The organism is Nonomuraea sp. NPDC003727 (genome assembly GCF_053586935.1).
The window spans coordinates 302,034-317,018 of the sequence record NZ_JBSFNE010000009.1 but is presented as its reverse complement, the minus strand read 5'-3'; the positions used below and the strand labels follow the sequence as shown (position 1 = coordinate 317,018).

The 14,985-nt window shown below is 71.4% G+C and carries 12 protein-coding genes; 2 read left to right on the top strand and 10 right to left on the bottom strand.

Annotation, left to right across the window (positions count from 1 at the left end; all coding sequences use genetic code 11):
• Nucleotides 1-27 precede the first annotated feature (27 nt).
• The 3 genes from ACWDLG_RS24380 to ACWDLG_RS24370 form a co-directional block, all read right to left on the bottom strand.
• Nucleotides 28-474, bottom strand: a complete 447-nt coding sequence (locus ACWDLG_RS24380; RefSeq protein ID WP_449923556.1) for a hypothetical protein — start codon at nt 472-474, stop codon at nt 28-30.
• Entirely contained in the window at nt 471-3,164 is a 2,694-nt protein-coding gene (locus tag ACWDLG_RS24375; RefSeq protein ID WP_449923553.1) for a DNRLRE domain-containing protein, read from the bottom strand. Before ACWDLG_RS24375 ends, ACWDLG_RS24380 begins: the two co-directional genes overlap by 4 nt.
• Before the next feature lie 253 nt (nt 3,165-3,417).
• Nucleotides 3,418-4,809, bottom strand: a complete 1,392-nt coding sequence (locus ACWDLG_RS24370) for an aminotransferase-like domain-containing protein (protein WP_449923551.1) — start codon at nt 4,807-4,809, stop codon at nt 3,418-3,420.
• Here ACWDLG_RS24370 and ACWDLG_RS24365 point away from each other — a divergent pair.
• A complete protein-coding gene (locus tag ACWDLG_RS24365; protein WP_449923548.1) occupies nt 4,808-6,037 on the top strand; it encodes an aminotransferase class V-fold PLP-dependent enzyme in 1,230 nt (409 codons plus the stop codon). The two genes, ACWDLG_RS24370 and ACWDLG_RS24365, sit on opposite strands and share 2 nt — an antisense overlap.
• Nucleotides 6,034-7,314, top strand: coding sequence for an MFS transporter (locus ACWDLG_RS24360; RefSeq protein ID WP_449923545.1), 1,281 nt, complete (start codon nt 6,034-6,036; stop codon nt 7,312-7,314). The genes ACWDLG_RS24365 and ACWDLG_RS24360 overlap by 4 nt, the downstream gene beginning before the upstream one ends.
• Before the next feature lie 69 nt (nt 7,315-7,383).
• Here ACWDLG_RS24360 and ACWDLG_RS24355 read toward each other — a convergent pair whose 3' ends face one another.
• From ACWDLG_RS24355 to ACWDLG_RS24325, 7 genes are all read right to left on the bottom strand, one after another.
• Nucleotides 7,384-7,830, bottom strand: coding sequence for a hypothetical protein (locus tag ACWDLG_RS24355; protein WP_449923542.1), 447 nt, complete (start codon nt 7,828-7,830; stop codon nt 7,384-7,386).
• A complete protein-coding gene (locus ACWDLG_RS24350; RefSeq protein WP_449923539.1) occupies nt 7,827-8,441 on the bottom strand; it encodes a DUF2867 domain-containing protein in 615 nt (204 codons plus the stop codon). The genes ACWDLG_RS24355 and ACWDLG_RS24350 overlap by 4 nt, the downstream gene beginning before the upstream one ends.
• A complete protein-coding gene (locus ACWDLG_RS24345; protein ID WP_449923536.1) occupies nt 8,438-10,369 on the bottom strand; it encodes a fumarylacetoacetate hydrolase family protein in 1,932 nt (643 codons plus the stop codon). Before ACWDLG_RS24345 ends, ACWDLG_RS24350 begins: the two co-directional genes overlap by 4 nt.
• A 111-nt stretch (nt 10,370-10,480) precedes the next feature.
• Entirely contained in the window at nt 10,481-11,911 is a 1,431-nt protein-coding gene (locus ACWDLG_RS24340; protein ID WP_449923533.1) for an alpha/beta hydrolase family protein, read from the bottom strand.
• A gap of 129 nt (nt 11,912-12,040) precedes the next feature.
• Nucleotides 12,041-12,523, bottom strand: coding sequence for a flavin reductase family protein (locus ACWDLG_RS24335; protein ID WP_449923530.1), 483 nt, complete (start codon nt 12,521-12,523; stop codon nt 12,041-12,043).
• A complete protein-coding gene (locus tag ACWDLG_RS24330) occupies nt 12,520-13,743 on the bottom strand; it encodes a styrene monooxygenase/indole monooxygenase family protein (protein ID WP_449923527.1) in 1,224 nt (407 codons plus the stop codon). Before ACWDLG_RS24330 ends, ACWDLG_RS24335 begins: the two co-directional genes overlap by 4 nt.
• Before the next feature lie 97 nt (nt 13,744-13,840).
• Nucleotides 13,841-14,818 carry an AraC family transcriptional regulator gene (locus tag ACWDLG_RS24325; RefSeq protein ID WP_449923524.1) on the bottom strand — a complete coding sequence of 326 codons (978 nt, stop codon included), beginning with the start codon at nt 14,816-14,818 and terminating at the stop codon, nt 13,841-13,843.
• Nucleotides 14,819-14,985 lie beyond the last annotated feature (167 nt).

The following is a 14,985-nucleotide window of genomic DNA, read 5'->3' as shown; positions in this document are numbered from 1 at the left end:
GGGTGATCCGTTATCGGAAGGTCGGCGTCAGCGAGGCTTCTCCTTGCACCGTCGTATGGTCTCGATGAACGAGCCCGCTGTCGTGGGGCAGACTTGGATCTCCTGGCCTGTTCGGCTGAAGACTTTACGTTTAGCCAGAGGTTTCTTCAGTGCGACGGGCACGGCGTGGTCCACACCGGTACCCACCTGCAGCTCAGAAGACTCAGGGCAGGCAGGGCGGAGCGATACCCGCACGGTCACGCCGGTCGGTGATTCGATGGCCTCGGCCTGTTCAACCACGGTGCAGATCGTGCCGTCAGACTGCTGGATCCCGCTGGCGTGCAGGGTGAGGGCCCGCCCTCCGGGGGCCACCTCGACTACGGACACTTGCGCGTCGAAGGGTTTGGCTGGCTCCTGTGCGCAGGCTGCAGTCACAACACCGAGGATGAGGATACATCCGGCGCGCTGGAAGGAGGACGGGCTCGCTAGGTTCATTTCTTGTAGATGTCCTTGCCGACGGCCTTCATGACGTCATGAAAATCGGTGAAGGTGTGAATGCACACATCCTTGATCCGTTCCGTCTTGGTGTTGGAACCGCTGGTGATCCCCTTGGCCACGACGGTACCGTCAGGGCGGAAGGTGTATACCGGGCCGCCCGAGTCGCCGCCGATCACACACCTGCCGCGCTTCTTACCCACCTGAACCCAGCGCGTCGTCCCTGTGGACGCGCCGGTGGTGAAGTCTTTCATGTCGACCTTCCATGCGATGTCGGTAACCTTCCATCGGCAGATCTGGCCGGTGCTGAATCCACCAGTGCAGTATTGGTCGTTTTCCTTGGCAGGGATCGAGAAGCGTCCGGTGACATATCGCTTTTCGGTGGAGTTCTCGGCGCCGATGAAGATTTTGGGGTTCGTGCCGCGGATATCCGCGTAGATCAGGCCCAGATCGCCGTAATACGTCGGTTGGCCGGGGAGTATTACCGTGCCCGTTCCGGGTTGCCAGTTGGACCACCGGGCGGGACCTGCGTCCGTGTCGCCGCCTTGCCTGGGAAGGCAGTGGCCGGCTGTCACCACCAGCTTGTCGGTCCCGCTGCCCATCGTGAATCCGGTCGTGCACTCCTTCAGCTTGCCGGGGTTTTCGGTGGTCGCGAAGAACTTGGCCCCACCGTCGACCTTGCCGACGTCGCTCTGCCGGGTTTCGGCGACGGCAGAGCCCATTGTCTGGCCGCTGAGGTGGCCGATGAGGCCGAGGCGTTCAGCCTCCGTTTGCAGCCAGATGGCGACGTTGTAGGTGCCGTACCGATCGGCGAGTGCCTTGCGCAACGCTGGGGAGGCGTCGGTGGACTGCACCACGACGAGGTTACGCTCAGGCCATATGTGGGTGGCGAACAGCTTGGTGCCTGCCGGGATCGTGTCGTCGAGGTCGAGGACCTCATCGACGACGGTATTGAGGGCCTGGTAGCTGTTGGCGACCTCGACGACCGTCGGAGTGATCGAATAGGCGGTCTCCTCGGGAGCCACAAGGCGGGCTTGGGCTACTGCCGATTCGTCGGGGGCAGGAACGCCGGGGATGGTCTCGTCGGCGTCGCCGTTGGCTGTCGCAGTGCCGGTGAGTAGCCGGCCTGCGATGTCTTTTCCGGCCGGTGTCGCCGGCGCCACGACCTTTCCGGTCGCAGGATCGAAGTAGGGCGGCGCCAGGGTGGCGGCGTTGGCTTGGGCCCGGTCGTATGCGCCGTTCAAGGCGTGCGTGTCGGTCGTCGAGACGGGCAGCGAGTCGAGCTTCCACGCCGGGGGGGCGGTGAACACCTCGACGCCGTCGGGTCCGGCGGGGCTTACCACGGTGGGGCCGGGCGCCGGCTGAGCCGTCACGGTGATCTTGGGAGTCAGATCCGGCGAGCCGTACTCGGTGGAGGCCAGCATCCGGTAATCGTCGTCGGAGCCGGTCTCGTCGGGAGCCTGCAGCAGCACGCCGTAGTTGGGTTCGCCTGCCGCCCAGGCCTTGGCGATGTCGATGATCGGCCACTCCAGCGGACCGATGCCGCAATCCGGGCCGTAGGACTGGGTGATGGTCCTCGCGCCCTCGGCTGTGGAGGACGGCGCCGTGCTCCACGTGAGCGTGGTCGCGTCCCAGCCGCTCGTCACGCGGCGTACCTGAATGCCACTGGCGGTCTCTCCGCATCCGGGGCCGTCGGTGTTGGTCAGTGTCAGCTTGGCGTCCACAACGTCCTGGCCGGCCAGCGCTGTACTGTCGAACCTCAGGTAGGAGCGGTTGAGGACGCCGAAGATGCGGCCTGCCGTGAGCGTGGCCGCGCCTGGGTCTGACGGGGTTCCCGCGTCACTGATGTCCACGTCGCTGTGGGCCCTGGTGTCGACGGTGGCACCGATGGTGATCGGGTACTTCATCTTCGGGTCGGCCAAGAGCGCAGCGTCCGGTTCGACGGTCAGGGCCTGCGCCGTCGTCTTGGCGGAGATCGCACGGTGGCCGGGTGTCGATGAGGATCGTATGGAGACCGGAGTAGACTGTGCGACTTCGCGGCCTTCGTGGTCGACGATGGTGGCGGCGCCGTTCTTGCCTGGCTGGATCGTGAGGTCGCGTGCCTGAAGAGGAAGCGTGAAGGTGGCCTTCTTCGACGGGCGAGTCTTGAGTATGAGTTCCCAGCGGAAGCCGGTGGCCAGCGCTGTGACGACCAGCGACGAGCCGGGCCCCGCCGCACCGTCGTAGGTGGCTTTGCCGCCGGTGACTGTCGGTCGGGCCAGGGTGGTCGGCCAGGTGAAGGTGATCTGCTTGTTGTCCGGGGCCGTTAGCGTCGCCAGTGGTTTGCCGGCGCCGCCAGAGGTGAACTCGACCTGCGTTGCGGTGACCTTGGGGCGCAGTACACCGTCCGCTTCCACGAGTGTCGGGTCGATCCACTGCCAGGCTCCGTCGCGTTGTACACGCACTGGCTGGGTCCATGTTTCGATGGTCAGGCGCCCATCAGGCTGTCGGGTGACGCGGCGGTTCTGGGCCGCGGCACCGAGCATCTCACCAGGTGGCGGGGTCTGCGTTGCTGCGGACGCTGGGTTCGGGGTCGGGCTCGCGGCCGCAGGTAACTCCTGTGCCGTGGTCAGCGTCGCCACCGTGCTGGCGACAAGGATGACCGAGGACGATCGCCTCACCAGGGTTCTCCTCCAGAAATTGGTGATCAAGGAGCCTGATCATGGTCATTCGTGCGTCAATTATTGTCAAGGCTGCTGTAATGAGCGGATTTGATCACGAGCGTTTACCTGCGGGCCGTATTCACCACCTGAGTCCAGATAGATGAGCGCCACGGCGACGTGGCGGCACACGGCGGCGGCAGCTACGGCCGACAGGCCCGCCAGGACGAGCGGGAGCGCCGGCTGCTCCTGACCGTCCTGGCCGAACTGCCGGCGGCGTGCACCAGGATCTGACGCCTGATCATCAGGCGTCAGGCCGCGTGGCCGAGCCGAGGCGTCGCGCGCCTTCGGCGAGATCCTCCAGACCGGCCGCGGCCGCGAAGCCCAGCCTGGCGAACTGTCCCGGCGCCTCGGCGGCGAAGAAGTCCTGGCCGGGTTCGACGGCCACGCCGTACCGCCTGCTCACCTCGGCGGCATCGGGGGAGCGGCCGGTCTCGACCCACAGGTGCAGGCCCCCTGCGGGGACGCGGGTGACGCGCCAGCCCGGCACGTGTTCGGCCAGCGCGGCGGCCAGTGCGGCGCAGCGCTCGCGCAGCGCCGCCGAGAGCGCGCGGAGGTGCCGGTCCCAGGCGGGCGTGCTGACCAGCTCGATCGTGGCCTCCTGCAGCGGCCGGGCGATGAAGAAGTCGTCGACCAGCCGCATCGCGCGCAACCTGGCCATCACCGGGCCTCTGGCGACGAGCGCGCCGATGCGCAGGCTGGGCGAGGCCGGCTTGGTCAGGGACGTCGTGTACACCACGGTGCCGTCGCGGTCGTCGGCGACCAGCGGGCGGGGGGCCGGTCCGCCGTGGCCGAGCAGGCGGGCGAAGTCGTCCTCCAGGACGAAGGCGCCACTCGCGCGGGCCACCTCGACCACCTGGCGGCGCCGCTCGGGCGACAGGACGGCGCCGGTGGGGTTGTGGAAGGTCGGCTGGCAGTACAGCAGCCGGGCGCTGGTCATGGCGAACGCCTCGGCCAGCAGGTCGGGGCGGATGCCGTCGGCGTCCATCGGCACCGGCACCGGTCGCAGGCCGGCGGCCCTGGCGGCGCTCAGGGCGCCTGGGTAGGTGGGCGACTCCACCAGGACCGGGCTGCCCGGCGGGGCGATGGCGCGGAACGCCATCGACAACGCGCCCTGGCCGCCGCCGGTGACGAGCACGTCTTCGGGGTCGGCGGCGGCCAGACGGGCGAAGACGGCGCGCAGCGGCGCCAGCCCCTCGGCGGGGGCGCGGTCCCAGGCGTCGGGACGGCGGGAGGCCCTGGCCAGCGCGGCGGCCAGCGGCCTGGTCGGCTGGAGCGAGCGGTGCAGGTAGCCGCCCGACATCGTGATCGCGCCGGGCGGCGGCGGGCCGAGCAGGTGGCTCACCCGCGCGGTGTCCACGCTGCGGTCGCCCAGCGCCACCGCCTGCCAGGACGTGTCGGCGGGCGCCGTACCGGAGGGGGCCCGCCGCTGGGCGACGAAGGTGCCGCTGCCCGGGCGGGTCACCACGGTGCCCTCGGCCGCCAGGAGCGCGAAGGCGCGGGTCACCGTCACCGGGCTCACCCCGTGGCGGCGCACCAGTTCGCGAGCGCTGGGCAGCCGGTCGCCGGGGGCGAGCCCGTCGATCTCCGCGCGGAGGCTCACGACAAGCCGCTCAGTAATGCTACTCTCGGACATGAGAGACAAGAGTAACGCTTTCCTCTTCAGCGGAGAAGCGCTGCAGGCGCTCCGGGCCGACGCCCCCGGCTGCGAGCAGGTCATCCACTTCAACAACGCCGGCTGCGGCCTGCTCCCCACGCCGGCGCTCGAGGCGATGGTCGACCACCTGAAGCTCGAGGCGGCCATCGGCGGCTACGAGGCCTCCGCCGCCCGTGCCGTCCAGGTGCGCGACTTCTACGGTTCGATCGCCGACCTGATCGGCTGCCGGCCGGAGAACGTCGCCTTCGCGGGCAGCGCCACCCACGCCTACAGCAAGGCCCTGTCGGCCATCCCCTTCGAGCCCGGCGACGTCATCCTGACCACGCGCAACGACTTCATCTCCAACCAGATCGCCTTCATGGCGCTGCGCAGGCGGTTCGGTGTGGAGATCGCGCACGCGCCCGACCGTCCCGACGGCGGCGGCGTGGACGTGGCGGCGATGGCCGCGATGATGCGTGCCAGGCGGCCACGGCTGGTCGCCGCGACCCATGTGCCCACCAACTCCGGCTTGGTCCAGCCGGTCGCGGAGATCGGCGGGCACTGCCGCGAGCTCGACCTGCTCTACCTGGTGGACGCCTGCCAGTCGGTCGGCCAGTACCCCGTCGATGTCGAGGAGATCGGCTGTGACCTGCTCACTGCGACGTGCCGCAAGTTCCTGCGCGGGCCGCGCGGCTCCGGTTTCCTGTACGTCTCCGACCGCGTGCTCGCGCAGGGGTACGAACCGCTGTTCATCGACATGTACGGCGCGCGGTGGACAGCCGCCGACCGCTACGAGCCGGTGGACGGCGCCGCGCGTTTCGAGGAGTGGGAGTTCCCCTACTCGGCGGTGCTCGGCTGCGCGGCGGCCGTCCGCTACGCCCTGGGGGTAGGCCTGGAGCGCATCTCCCTGCGCACTCCGGCGCTCGCCTCCCGCCTGCGCGACCGGCTGGCCGCCGTCCCGGGCGTACGCGTGCTGGACCGTGGCCGGGAGCTGGCGGCGCTGGTCACCTTCGAGGTCGAGGGGTGGCGGCCCCAGCCGTTCAAGGCGGCGATGGACGCCCGCGGCATCAACTCGGCTCTCAGCTTCCGCGAGTTCGCCCAGTACGACTTCGCCGACAAGGACGTGGAGTGGGCGCTGCGCCTGTCGCCGCACTACTACAACACGGAGGAGGAGGTCGACCGGGTGGCCGACACGGTCGCCGGGCTGGCGAAGGACGGCGCGCGGTGAGCTCGGCCCTGTGGCGCTACCACGACTTCCTGCGCTTCTGGTTCGGCGAGACGGTCTCCCTGCTGGGCACGCAGGTGACGAACCTCGCCCTCCCGCTGACCGCGATCCACGCCTTCCACGCCACCGACGAGCAGGTGGGCCTGCTGCGCTTCCTGCAACTCGTCCCTTACCTCGGCCTGGCGCTGATCTTCGGGGTGTGGGTCGACCGGGCCCGGCGCCGCCGGGTGATGCTCGGCGCCAACATCACCCGGATGGCGCTGCTCGGCCTGATCCCCGCCCTGTACGGCCTGCATCTGCTGGACCTGGGCGTGTTACTGGTCATCGCCTGCGCCGTCGGCGTCGCCTCGGTGCTGTTCGACGTGAGCTGGATGTCCTACGTGCCCACGCTGGTCCGGGATCCGAAACACTACGTGGAGGCCAGTGCCAGGATGGGCGTCAGCTCGTCCGCGGCGGAGGTCGCCGGTCCCGGCCTGGCGGGCGTGCTGGTCGGCGCGCTGACGGCGCCGGTGGCGCTGGTGGTGGACGCGTGCAGCTACCTGGCCTCGGTGATCTCCCTGCTGCTGATCCGTACCAGGGAACCTCGCCCGGCGCCGCGGGAACGCCACCTCGGCAGGGAGCTGCGCGAGGGGCTGCGCTGGGTGCTGGCCGACCCCGTCCTGCGCTGGCTGGCGATCGTCGGGTTCTGCTGCAACTTCTCGATGGTCACCGTGTGGACCATGTTCCTGCTGTACGGCACGCGCGAGGCGGGGCTGGAGCCCGCCACGCTGGGCGGCATCCTGGCCACGGCGTCCGTGGGCGGGCTCGTCGGCTCGCTGATCTCCCGCAAGGTGATCAGCCGATTCCCCGTCGGCCGGGTCTACCTCGTCGCCCAGTCGGCCCTGCTGCTCGGGCCCACGCTGGTCGTCGTGGCCGCCGGGCCCCCGCCGGTGATGACGGCGCTGTTCACGCTGTCCTTCTTCACCACCTACCTCGGGCTCGGCGTCGCCGGGGTCATCATCGTCAGCCTGCGGCAGACCGTCACCCCTCCCTCGATGATGGGCCGGATGACCGCGGTGTTCCGCACGCTGCTGTTCGGCGGCGGCGCGCTGGGCGGCCTGTGCGCGGGCCTGCTCGCCGGGGCGGTCGGCGCGCATGCCGCTCTGGCGGTGGCCGCCGCCGCCTCGGCCGCCGTGGTCGTCGGCCTGTTCGTCTCGCCGGTGAGCCGGCTGCGCGAGATGCCGGCGCCCACGCCGGACCCGGTCGACACCCAGTCGGGCCACCGGCCGGCGCTCGCGTAGCGCGAACCTCTGCCACCCCGCCGTTCTCCGGGCCGCTTCCGGAGGGTGCGGGGTCGGCTGGGGCGCCCATCACGCCAGGTCCGGGGTTGCTCCCGACCGGTCCTTCTTCCGCGCCGCCACGACGATGAGGATCCCGGAGACGGTCCCGGCGAAGAACGGGGACGGAACGAGAAGGACGCCGCCCAGCACACACCAGGTCGCGATGCCCCAGCCGATTCCGGCGGGCACCGCCACCCCGCGTCCGGCGAGGTGCCACGTCAGGCAACCCAAGACGATCAGCGGCACGGCGAAGCCTCCCGGACCGGCCCAGAAGGTGACCTTGCTCTGCAGGGACTCCACCGTCGGAACGGCGCCCCCCTCCGCGAGGACGAGCGGGACGGCCGCCCACAGCCCCCGGTCCACCCAGCCGGTGACGTCCTGCCAGGCCATGAGCGCCAGCAAGAACAGATGCCCTGTTCCCAGCACGACCATGATCGCGCTCGCCCAGCGGAGCAGCCGCTTCCTGGAGTTCATCATGATGTCCCTTCTTCGTACCCGGCCCCCGCGCGGTCGCGGTCGCGCCAGGCTCGCTCCCATTGCCGGGTCAGAGCCGGGTAGACGATGAGGTAGCGGAACGGCGCGATGGCGGCCATGTAGAGCCGCCCGAACCAGCCGTTGGGCTTGACGAGGACGGTCATCCGCAGCTCGTGGTCGCGGCCGGCTCCTTGGACCCAGCCGAGATGCATCACGGTGTGCACGGTCTTGTTCGCCAGCTCGCGAGCGGCCTCCATGTCGAGCTCGTAGACCGCTTTGAGGGGCATGCGGTCGTCGTCCGGGCCGCGGGGGGCGTCGCGGATGTCGGCGGGCAGGCGGTCGCGGAGCGAGGCGACCCGCGCACCGATGCCCGCTGAGGGGTCGTCCCAGCCGAACAGGGCGCCGAGCTTCCACCGGAGGGCGAACAGGAACCGCACCGGCCCGGTCTGTCCCGCGATCCCGCCGAACGTCCGCATCGCCGCCAGCATCGCCGGGAAGTCGTCAGGCCGGGCCCCGGGGGTGCGGAACGACCACACGTCCTCGATCGAGAAGTCACCCGCGAGTTCGTGGATACGCCACGGGAGGGAGGCGTGCGCGGTCTTCGGCAGCCTCACGAGAGCGCTCTTGCGGCCATCATGGCCATCAGCGTCATCTGGTCCAGGACAGGTGTGGCGGTGGGGTCGAGTTCGCGGTAGCGGCGGTGAAGGTTGACCACGATCCGCTCGGCGTCCAGCCAGGTGGCGTACTCGGCCAGGTCCACCGCCTCGACCGCCTCGGCGAAGGACAGGCCGCGGGCGTGGGCGGCGTCCGCCTGCTCGACCACGTGGGTGAGGTAGCCGCGCACCGCGCGGATCCCGTCGGGATCGGTGACCGGGCCGTGGCCGGGGACGATCGTGTCGGCGCCGGTGGCGATCATCCGGTCGCAGGCGGCGATCCAGTTGGCGATCGGGCCGCTCCACACGATCGGGGTGCAGCCGACGAACAGCAGGTCGCCCGCGAAGAGCACGCCCGCGTCCGGCACGTGCACGACGGAGTCGGCGGCGGTGTGGGCGGGGCCGAGGTTCAGCACGCGCACCTCGCGGCCGCCGATGTCCAGGGTGAACTCCCGGTCATAGGTCAGGTCGGGCAGTCGCATGCGGATGCCGCTGAAGTCGAAGGCGCCGAAGCGCTCGCGGAAGTAGGGGGTCGCCGGGCCGATGTCCACGACCTGGGCGGCGGTCAGCATCTCGGGGGGCATCTCGTGCCGCATCTCCGTGCAGGTGGCCTCGGCGGCGATGATCTGGACGCGCTCGCCCAGCAGCTGGTTGCCGTGGGTGTGGTCGCCGTTGGAGTGGCTGATGACGGCGTGGGTGAGCGGGTGCCGATCGGTGATAGGGCGCATGGCGTCGAGCATCTCGGCGGTCAGCGGCAGGTCGAACAGGGTGTCGACCAGGAGGGAGGCGCCCTCGCCCGCGACCAGTCCCGCGTTGCTCCAGCCGTACCCGCCGTCGGGCAGCAGCCAGGCCCACACGCCCGCGCCCACCTCGTGCAGCCCGCGCGTGTAGGGCAGCCTCGACGGGGCGCGGTTGACGCGCGGGGGTGAAGGCCGCCGGTCGGGGTTGTGCCGGGGCGCCAGCGGGTGCGGAACGGCGGACGCGCGGACGGTCTGGCGCGTACGGCCCAGCCCCTCGACGACCAGCTCGACGACGTCGCCGTCCCGCAACCAGCCGGGGAAGGCGGCCGGATCGGCGAGGGACAGGTGCTCGATGAGGCAGCAGCCGGGGACCGTGCCCGAGCCGAACACGTCTCCGGGCACCAGGTCCACGCCGCGAGAGGCGTAGGAGACGACCTCGCCGAAGCTCCAGTCCATGGCGTCGGTACGGCCCGAGCCGATGGTCCTGCCGTTGACGGTGGCCTCGACCCGCAGGGCGAGCCTGCCGTCGCGGCGGTAGGGCTCGAGCTCGTCGGGGGTGACCAGGAACGGGCCGAGCGTGGTCGCGCCGTCCTTGCCCTTGGCCTGGCCGATCGCCAGCGGCGTCTCGCGCAGCTGCAGATCGCGTGCCGACCAGTCGTTGTAGATGGTGTAGCCGATGATGTGCTCCTCGGCCTGCTCAGGCGTGAGGTCTCGGCCGCCCGGCCCGATGACCGCGGCGATCTCCAGCTCGAAGTCGAACCAGGCGCTGCCGGGGGAGATCGTCACGTCGTCGTACGGGCCGGTGATGGTCGAGGGGCAGGCGAAGTAGAAGGCCGGGATCTGGTACCAGGTGTCCTTGAGCGTGCGCGGCTGACCGGCGGCCTGCTGGCAGTTGCGCATGTGGTCCAGGAAGCACAGGCAGTCGCGGACCGAGGGCGGGCGCGGGATCGGGGCGCGCAACCTGGCCTCGGCCAGCGGAACCGTCCGCGCCTGCGAGGCCAACGCCGCTTCCCCTGCCGCGCGCAGCGCTTCCGCGCCCTGGCCGATGAGCTCGATCAGGCTGACGCCCGGCGCGACAGGGTGGATCCGATCCTCGCCGATCACCCCGGCGCGGTCTCCGGCGTCCGTCGCATAGGTCACCCAACGCATGAGAACCTCCTCAGTTCTATGTTGGCTGACATAGGCTATACCTCACGACATTTGCTCTGCCATCCGGCATGCCAGGGTCGTCCGTCTGCCGGGCCCGCGCCCCTGCCTCCGTCAGTAGGCGGTCAGGTCGCCGTACCTCCGCAGGGTGCCGGCCAGGTCGCCCGGCTCGCCGCGGAGCGTCGCGTCCAGGAAGGCGACGGTGGTCGCCACGGTGACGCGCGGGCCGCCGGCGCGGCCGAAAGAGCCGACGAGCGAGGGCAGGGGCGGCAGGTACAGCGGGGAGTCGGTGAAGGTGAGGTGCGCCGAGCCGGGGACGGTGAGCCGGTAGCTCGGCGCTGTGCTCAGCTGGAGCACCTGCGCGAGGCGGGAGAGGTAGTCCGCCTCCTCGCCCGGCACGATCTCGTGGGTGAGCGCGAGCACGGGCTGGTCGAACGGGCGCGGAGCGGGGTCGCGGGGGAAACCGTCCAGGACGATGACGGCCGCGAAACGCGAGTCCTGGCGCGCGGCCTGCAGGGCGGCGGCACCGCCGAGAGAGTGGCCGGTCGCCGCGACCCGCCGGGTGTCCAGCCGTCCGGTCAGCGGGCCCGGGATCTCGCCGCGGTGCAGGCGGCCCAGCTGGGTGAGGACGAAGCTGAGGTCGCCGGCCCGGACCGCCGTCCACCCGGCGGCCCGCCTCGTGTCCTCCGCGTCGTCGCCGGTCGCCTTGACCCGGGTGCGGACCGTCCGGCCGTCGTCCAGGGTGACGACGGCCGAGTCGTAGGGGTGGTCGATGGCCGCGACGACGTACCCGCGGCTGGCCAGTTCCTCGGCCCAGGCGGTGTTCTGGGTGCGCACGCCGCCCAGCCCGGGGGAGAACAGCACGACGGGGAACCGTCCGCCCTTGTCGGCCACCGGGGCGTCGGGCGTCGAGCGCGCGTACGCGCGCACCGCCTCGTCCAGCATGAAGCCGGGCACACCGAGGTAGTCCGCCGTGCCGTCGGCGACGAGGCGCGCCTCCTGCTCGGTGCGGCCGAGGTATCGCGCGCGCCGGGCTCCCTCGGGATTGCCGCGCGCGGGATACCAGAGCTGCACCACGACGGTGCGCCGGTCGTCGGGCGCGGCCGTGGCGATCTCGTCGCGGTCGGGATCGGTCCACTGGATGACGGTGGTGCCGACCCCGTACGCCCCCGACGGTTCGGGGAACACGGGCAGGGGGAGCGCCCACGCCGCCCCCGCCCCGCCGACGATCAGGGCCAGGCAGGACACCGACCCCGGCAGTGCCATCCACCACCGGGCCCGCCACGCGGGCCGCTCGGCACGCCGTCTCAGCAGAGGGAGCGCGGCCAGCGCGAGCGCCATGGCCCCGCCGGCGAGGACGGGGAGGAGCTGCCAGCGGATCCCCAGCACCGCCAGGACCGCCGCGGACAGCGCGAGCGCCCCGCCGGCGACCGTCCTGACCGGCCGGCGCGCGCCGGGCGGGAGCCAGCGGGCCAGCGCCAGCATGACGGCGGCCACCAGGGCAAGGAGTTCCACGAGCGACAGCCCGAGAATCGTCACAGACATGTGATCATTCTTGGCGCGCCACCCCTGCCCGGCATCGGCTCGAGGGCCCAGACCCGTGTGCCACTCCGGTATGACCCCCGGGGGGCGGGTGCGATCGGGGTCGCACCCGAGCCCGGCCGCCGCCGGCGGTCAGGGACTGTGGGCGGGCACCGCCACCGGGGCGGCCAGCTCCCGGTAGCGGCCGGAGTGGAAGACCAGCGGGTCCCCTCCGGCCCGCTGGTAGCGCTCCACCTCGCCGACGAAGATGTGATGGTCGCCCCCGCTGAAGGTGTGCACCGTACGGCAGGCGAATCCGGCCAGCGTGCCGGCCAGCATCGGCAGCGGGTGGTCGAGCAGGTCCACCCCGGCGAACTTGTCCGGCGCGGGCGTGGCGAAGCGCCGGGACAGCTCGCCCTGCCCCGCGGCCAGGACGTTGACCGCGAAGCGCCCGGCCCGCAGGAACAGCGGCGCGCTGGGGGCGCGGTCCGACAGGCACCACAGCACCAGCGGCGGGTCGAGCGAGACCGACGTGAAGGAGTTGACCGTCACCCCTGCGCGCTGGCCGCCGGCCGCCGTGGTGACCACCGCCACCCCGGTGGCGAACTGCCCGAAGGCGTCACGTAGCGACCTCATGCCGCCACCCGGTCGAGATAGGCCTGGGCGAGGGCGCCGTCCATGAACCACTCGGCGTAGTCGGCCGGGTCGTCGAAGCCGTTGACGAAGCGGGAGGCGATCGCCGGGAACCGGCCGGCCGCGCCCAGCAGCGCCAGATGATGCGGTTCGGCCGGGGCGAGCAGGGCGTTGGTCCAGGCGGTGACATGCTGCGCCTGCGCCCAGAACCGGTCGAAGGTCTGCTGCATCCACGCGGCGTCGAACGGCCGGTCGCCGCGCTCCAGGATGGCCTGGAGGTAGACGGCCGCGCACTTGGCGGCGTTGTTGCTGCCCTGCCCGGTGATCGGGTCGTTGAGCACGACCACGTCGGCCACGCCCAGCACCGGCGCGCCCGAGGGCAGGAAGGCGACGGGATGACGCACCGTGGGGGCGAAGCGGCCGGTCAGCACCGCGTTGGCGTCGGTGAGCTCGACCCCGTCGCAGCGTTCGGCCTCCCAGGGGAAGAAGTCCGACAGGATCCGGCGGGCCTGGTCCAGGTGCGCGCCGGGGCCGTCCAGGCCGCCCCAGCAGTCCATCGGGCCGCCGGGCGTGCCCTCGAACACCATGATCTCGCAGGGGCCGGTGTGGGTCAGCGCGGGGAAGACGAAGTACTCGCCGACGCCGGGCATGAGGTTGAAGCAGACGGCCGAGTGCTCGGGGCGCGGCCGCAGGCCGTTGACGTAGAGGAGCGCGAGGGCGCGCTGCGGGCTGCCGTACGGCGAGCGGGCCGCGTCCCGCCGGAAGAGCGAGGCGATCTGCCCCTTGCCGGCGGCGACCAGGACCAGATCGTGCTGCGCGGCGTAGCCCTCGAGGTCCTCGGCGCCGGCGTCGTGGATGACGACCTTGCCGCCGAGCCGTTCCACCTCGGCGAGCCAGGCCGGCATCTTCATCCGCTGGTCGACCGAGACCGCCGGGGTGTGCAGGCGGGCGGCCCAGTCGATCGCCTTGCCGCCCTCGGGGCCGGGCACCGACAGCTCGATGCCCTCGACGGGCGGGCAGGTGCCCGCCCACCAGTCCAGGCCGAGGGCACGCTCGTGCGCCTGGGCGGTGCCGAACATGGCCTGGCCGGACATCACCCGGCCGTCCCGGAGGGACTCGGCGGTGCGATTGGACACGACGGTGACGTCGTAGCCGTTCTGGAGGAGGCCGAGGGCCAGGTGCAGGCCGGCCTGTCCGGCGCCGACGACGAGAATGCTGCGCATGGTGGGTGTTCCCTCTGTCAGGTGGTGGTTGTCGATCGGCGCCTGATCCGACGGTATGGCAGGCCCCGCCGGCCGGGCCATCCGCTGAGCGCGGATCTCATCCACCTGGCGCGAAGCGCAGCGTCTCCGAAGGGCTCCGCCCGAACTTCCGGCGATACAGCGCGGCGAACCGCCCCTGGTGCAGGAAGCCCCAGCGGGCCGCCACCGTCGTGACCGTGACCCGCGCCGGGTCCCCGGCCGCGAGCTCGTCGTGCACCCGCGTCAGCCGTACCTGCCTGAGATGGGCCATCGGGGTGAGCCCGAGATGGGCGCGGAAACCCTCCTGGAGCGAGCGGCTGCTGACCGCGACCGCCCTGGCGACGTCGTCCGTGGTGAGCGGGAGATGGGCGTGTCCCTCGATGAACTCCACAGCCCTGCGCACCACCTTCGGCACCGCGGGCCGGCGGGGGGCGCTCAGCCGTTCCAGGTAGTTGGACGGCTGCATGGTCAGCAGCGAGGTGATCAGCGCGTTCTCCAGATGCGCGACGGCCAGCGGCTGGACGGCCAGCCCGTCGTCGTGCTCGGCCTCCCGGACGATCAGGTCGATCATGCCTCGCCAAGCCCGGGCCCAGCCCGCGGCCATGTCCACCCCGAGATCGAAGATGACCGGCTGGTCGAGCGGCTCGCCCAGCATCTGCTCCAGCGAACGCTCGATCGCGGTGCGCTCGAACTTGACCAGCAGCTGGGGGCAGCCCGCCGCCCAGCGCATGTCGAGATGGCGCTCCGGCGAGGGCAGCGCGGCCGTGGCCGGGGTGGAGACGATCTCCTGGTCGCCGCCCCTGATCAGGCTGCGGCCGGCGAGGGGGAGCATGGCCAGGAAGAAAGTGCCCAGGTCGCCCGGCTCGATGCGGACGTCGGCCCCGTAGTCGAGGTAGCTGACGCGGACCGAGCCGAACTGGACGGAGTTGAACCAGGCCGACAGCGGGGCGCTGTCTCCCGCCAGGTCCAGTCGGTGCGCGCAGAACACCTTGGCCACCTCGTCGCGGACCTCGTCGAGGTCGGTGCTGGCGAAGATCGGTCGGTTGCTGAGAAGCACAGCCGATGGTCCCCGGGCCAGGCGCCGGCGTTCCAGGTAAAACGACGCACACGGGCCGGGCGGTTCCGCGACTTTCAGGAGGCGTTCGCCCGGAAGGAGGACCGGTAGGACTGCGGCGTGGCCCGCGACCCCGATCAGTCCCGCCGGTGAGTGACCCGCGTAGTTCC

Coding starts and splice junctions, on each gene's coding strand:
- ACWDLG_RS24355 (WP_449923542.1), bottom strand. CDS start 7,830: ATGATGAACTCCAGGAAGCGGCTGCTCCGCTGGGCGAGCGCGATCATG.
- ACWDLG_RS24380 (WP_449923556.1), bottom strand. CDS start 474: ATGAACCTAGCGAGCCCGTCCTCCTTCCAGCGCGCCGGATGTATCCTC.
- ACWDLG_RS24365 (WP_449923548.1), top strand. CDS start 4,808: ATGAGAGACAAGAGTAACGCTTTCCTCTTCAGCGGAGAAGCGCTGCAG.
- ACWDLG_RS24335 (WP_449923530.1), bottom strand. CDS start 12,523: ATGAGGTCGCTACGTGACGCCTTCGGGCAGTTCGCCACCGGGGTGGCG.
- ACWDLG_RS24370 (WP_449923551.1), bottom strand. CDS start 4,809: ATGTCCGAGAGTAGCATTACTGAGCGGCTTGTCGTGAGCCTCCGCGCG.
- ACWDLG_RS24345 (WP_449923536.1), bottom strand. CDS start 10,369: ATGCGTTGGGTGACCTATGCGACGGACGCCGGAGACCGCGCCGGGGTG.
- ACWDLG_RS24340 (WP_449923533.1), bottom strand. CDS start 11,911: ATGTCTGTGACGATTCTCGGGCTGTCGCTCGTGGAACTCCTTGCCCTG.
- ACWDLG_RS24330 (WP_449923527.1), bottom strand. CDS start 13,743: ATGCGCAGCATTCTCGTCGTCGGCGCCGGACAGGCCGGCCTGCACCTG.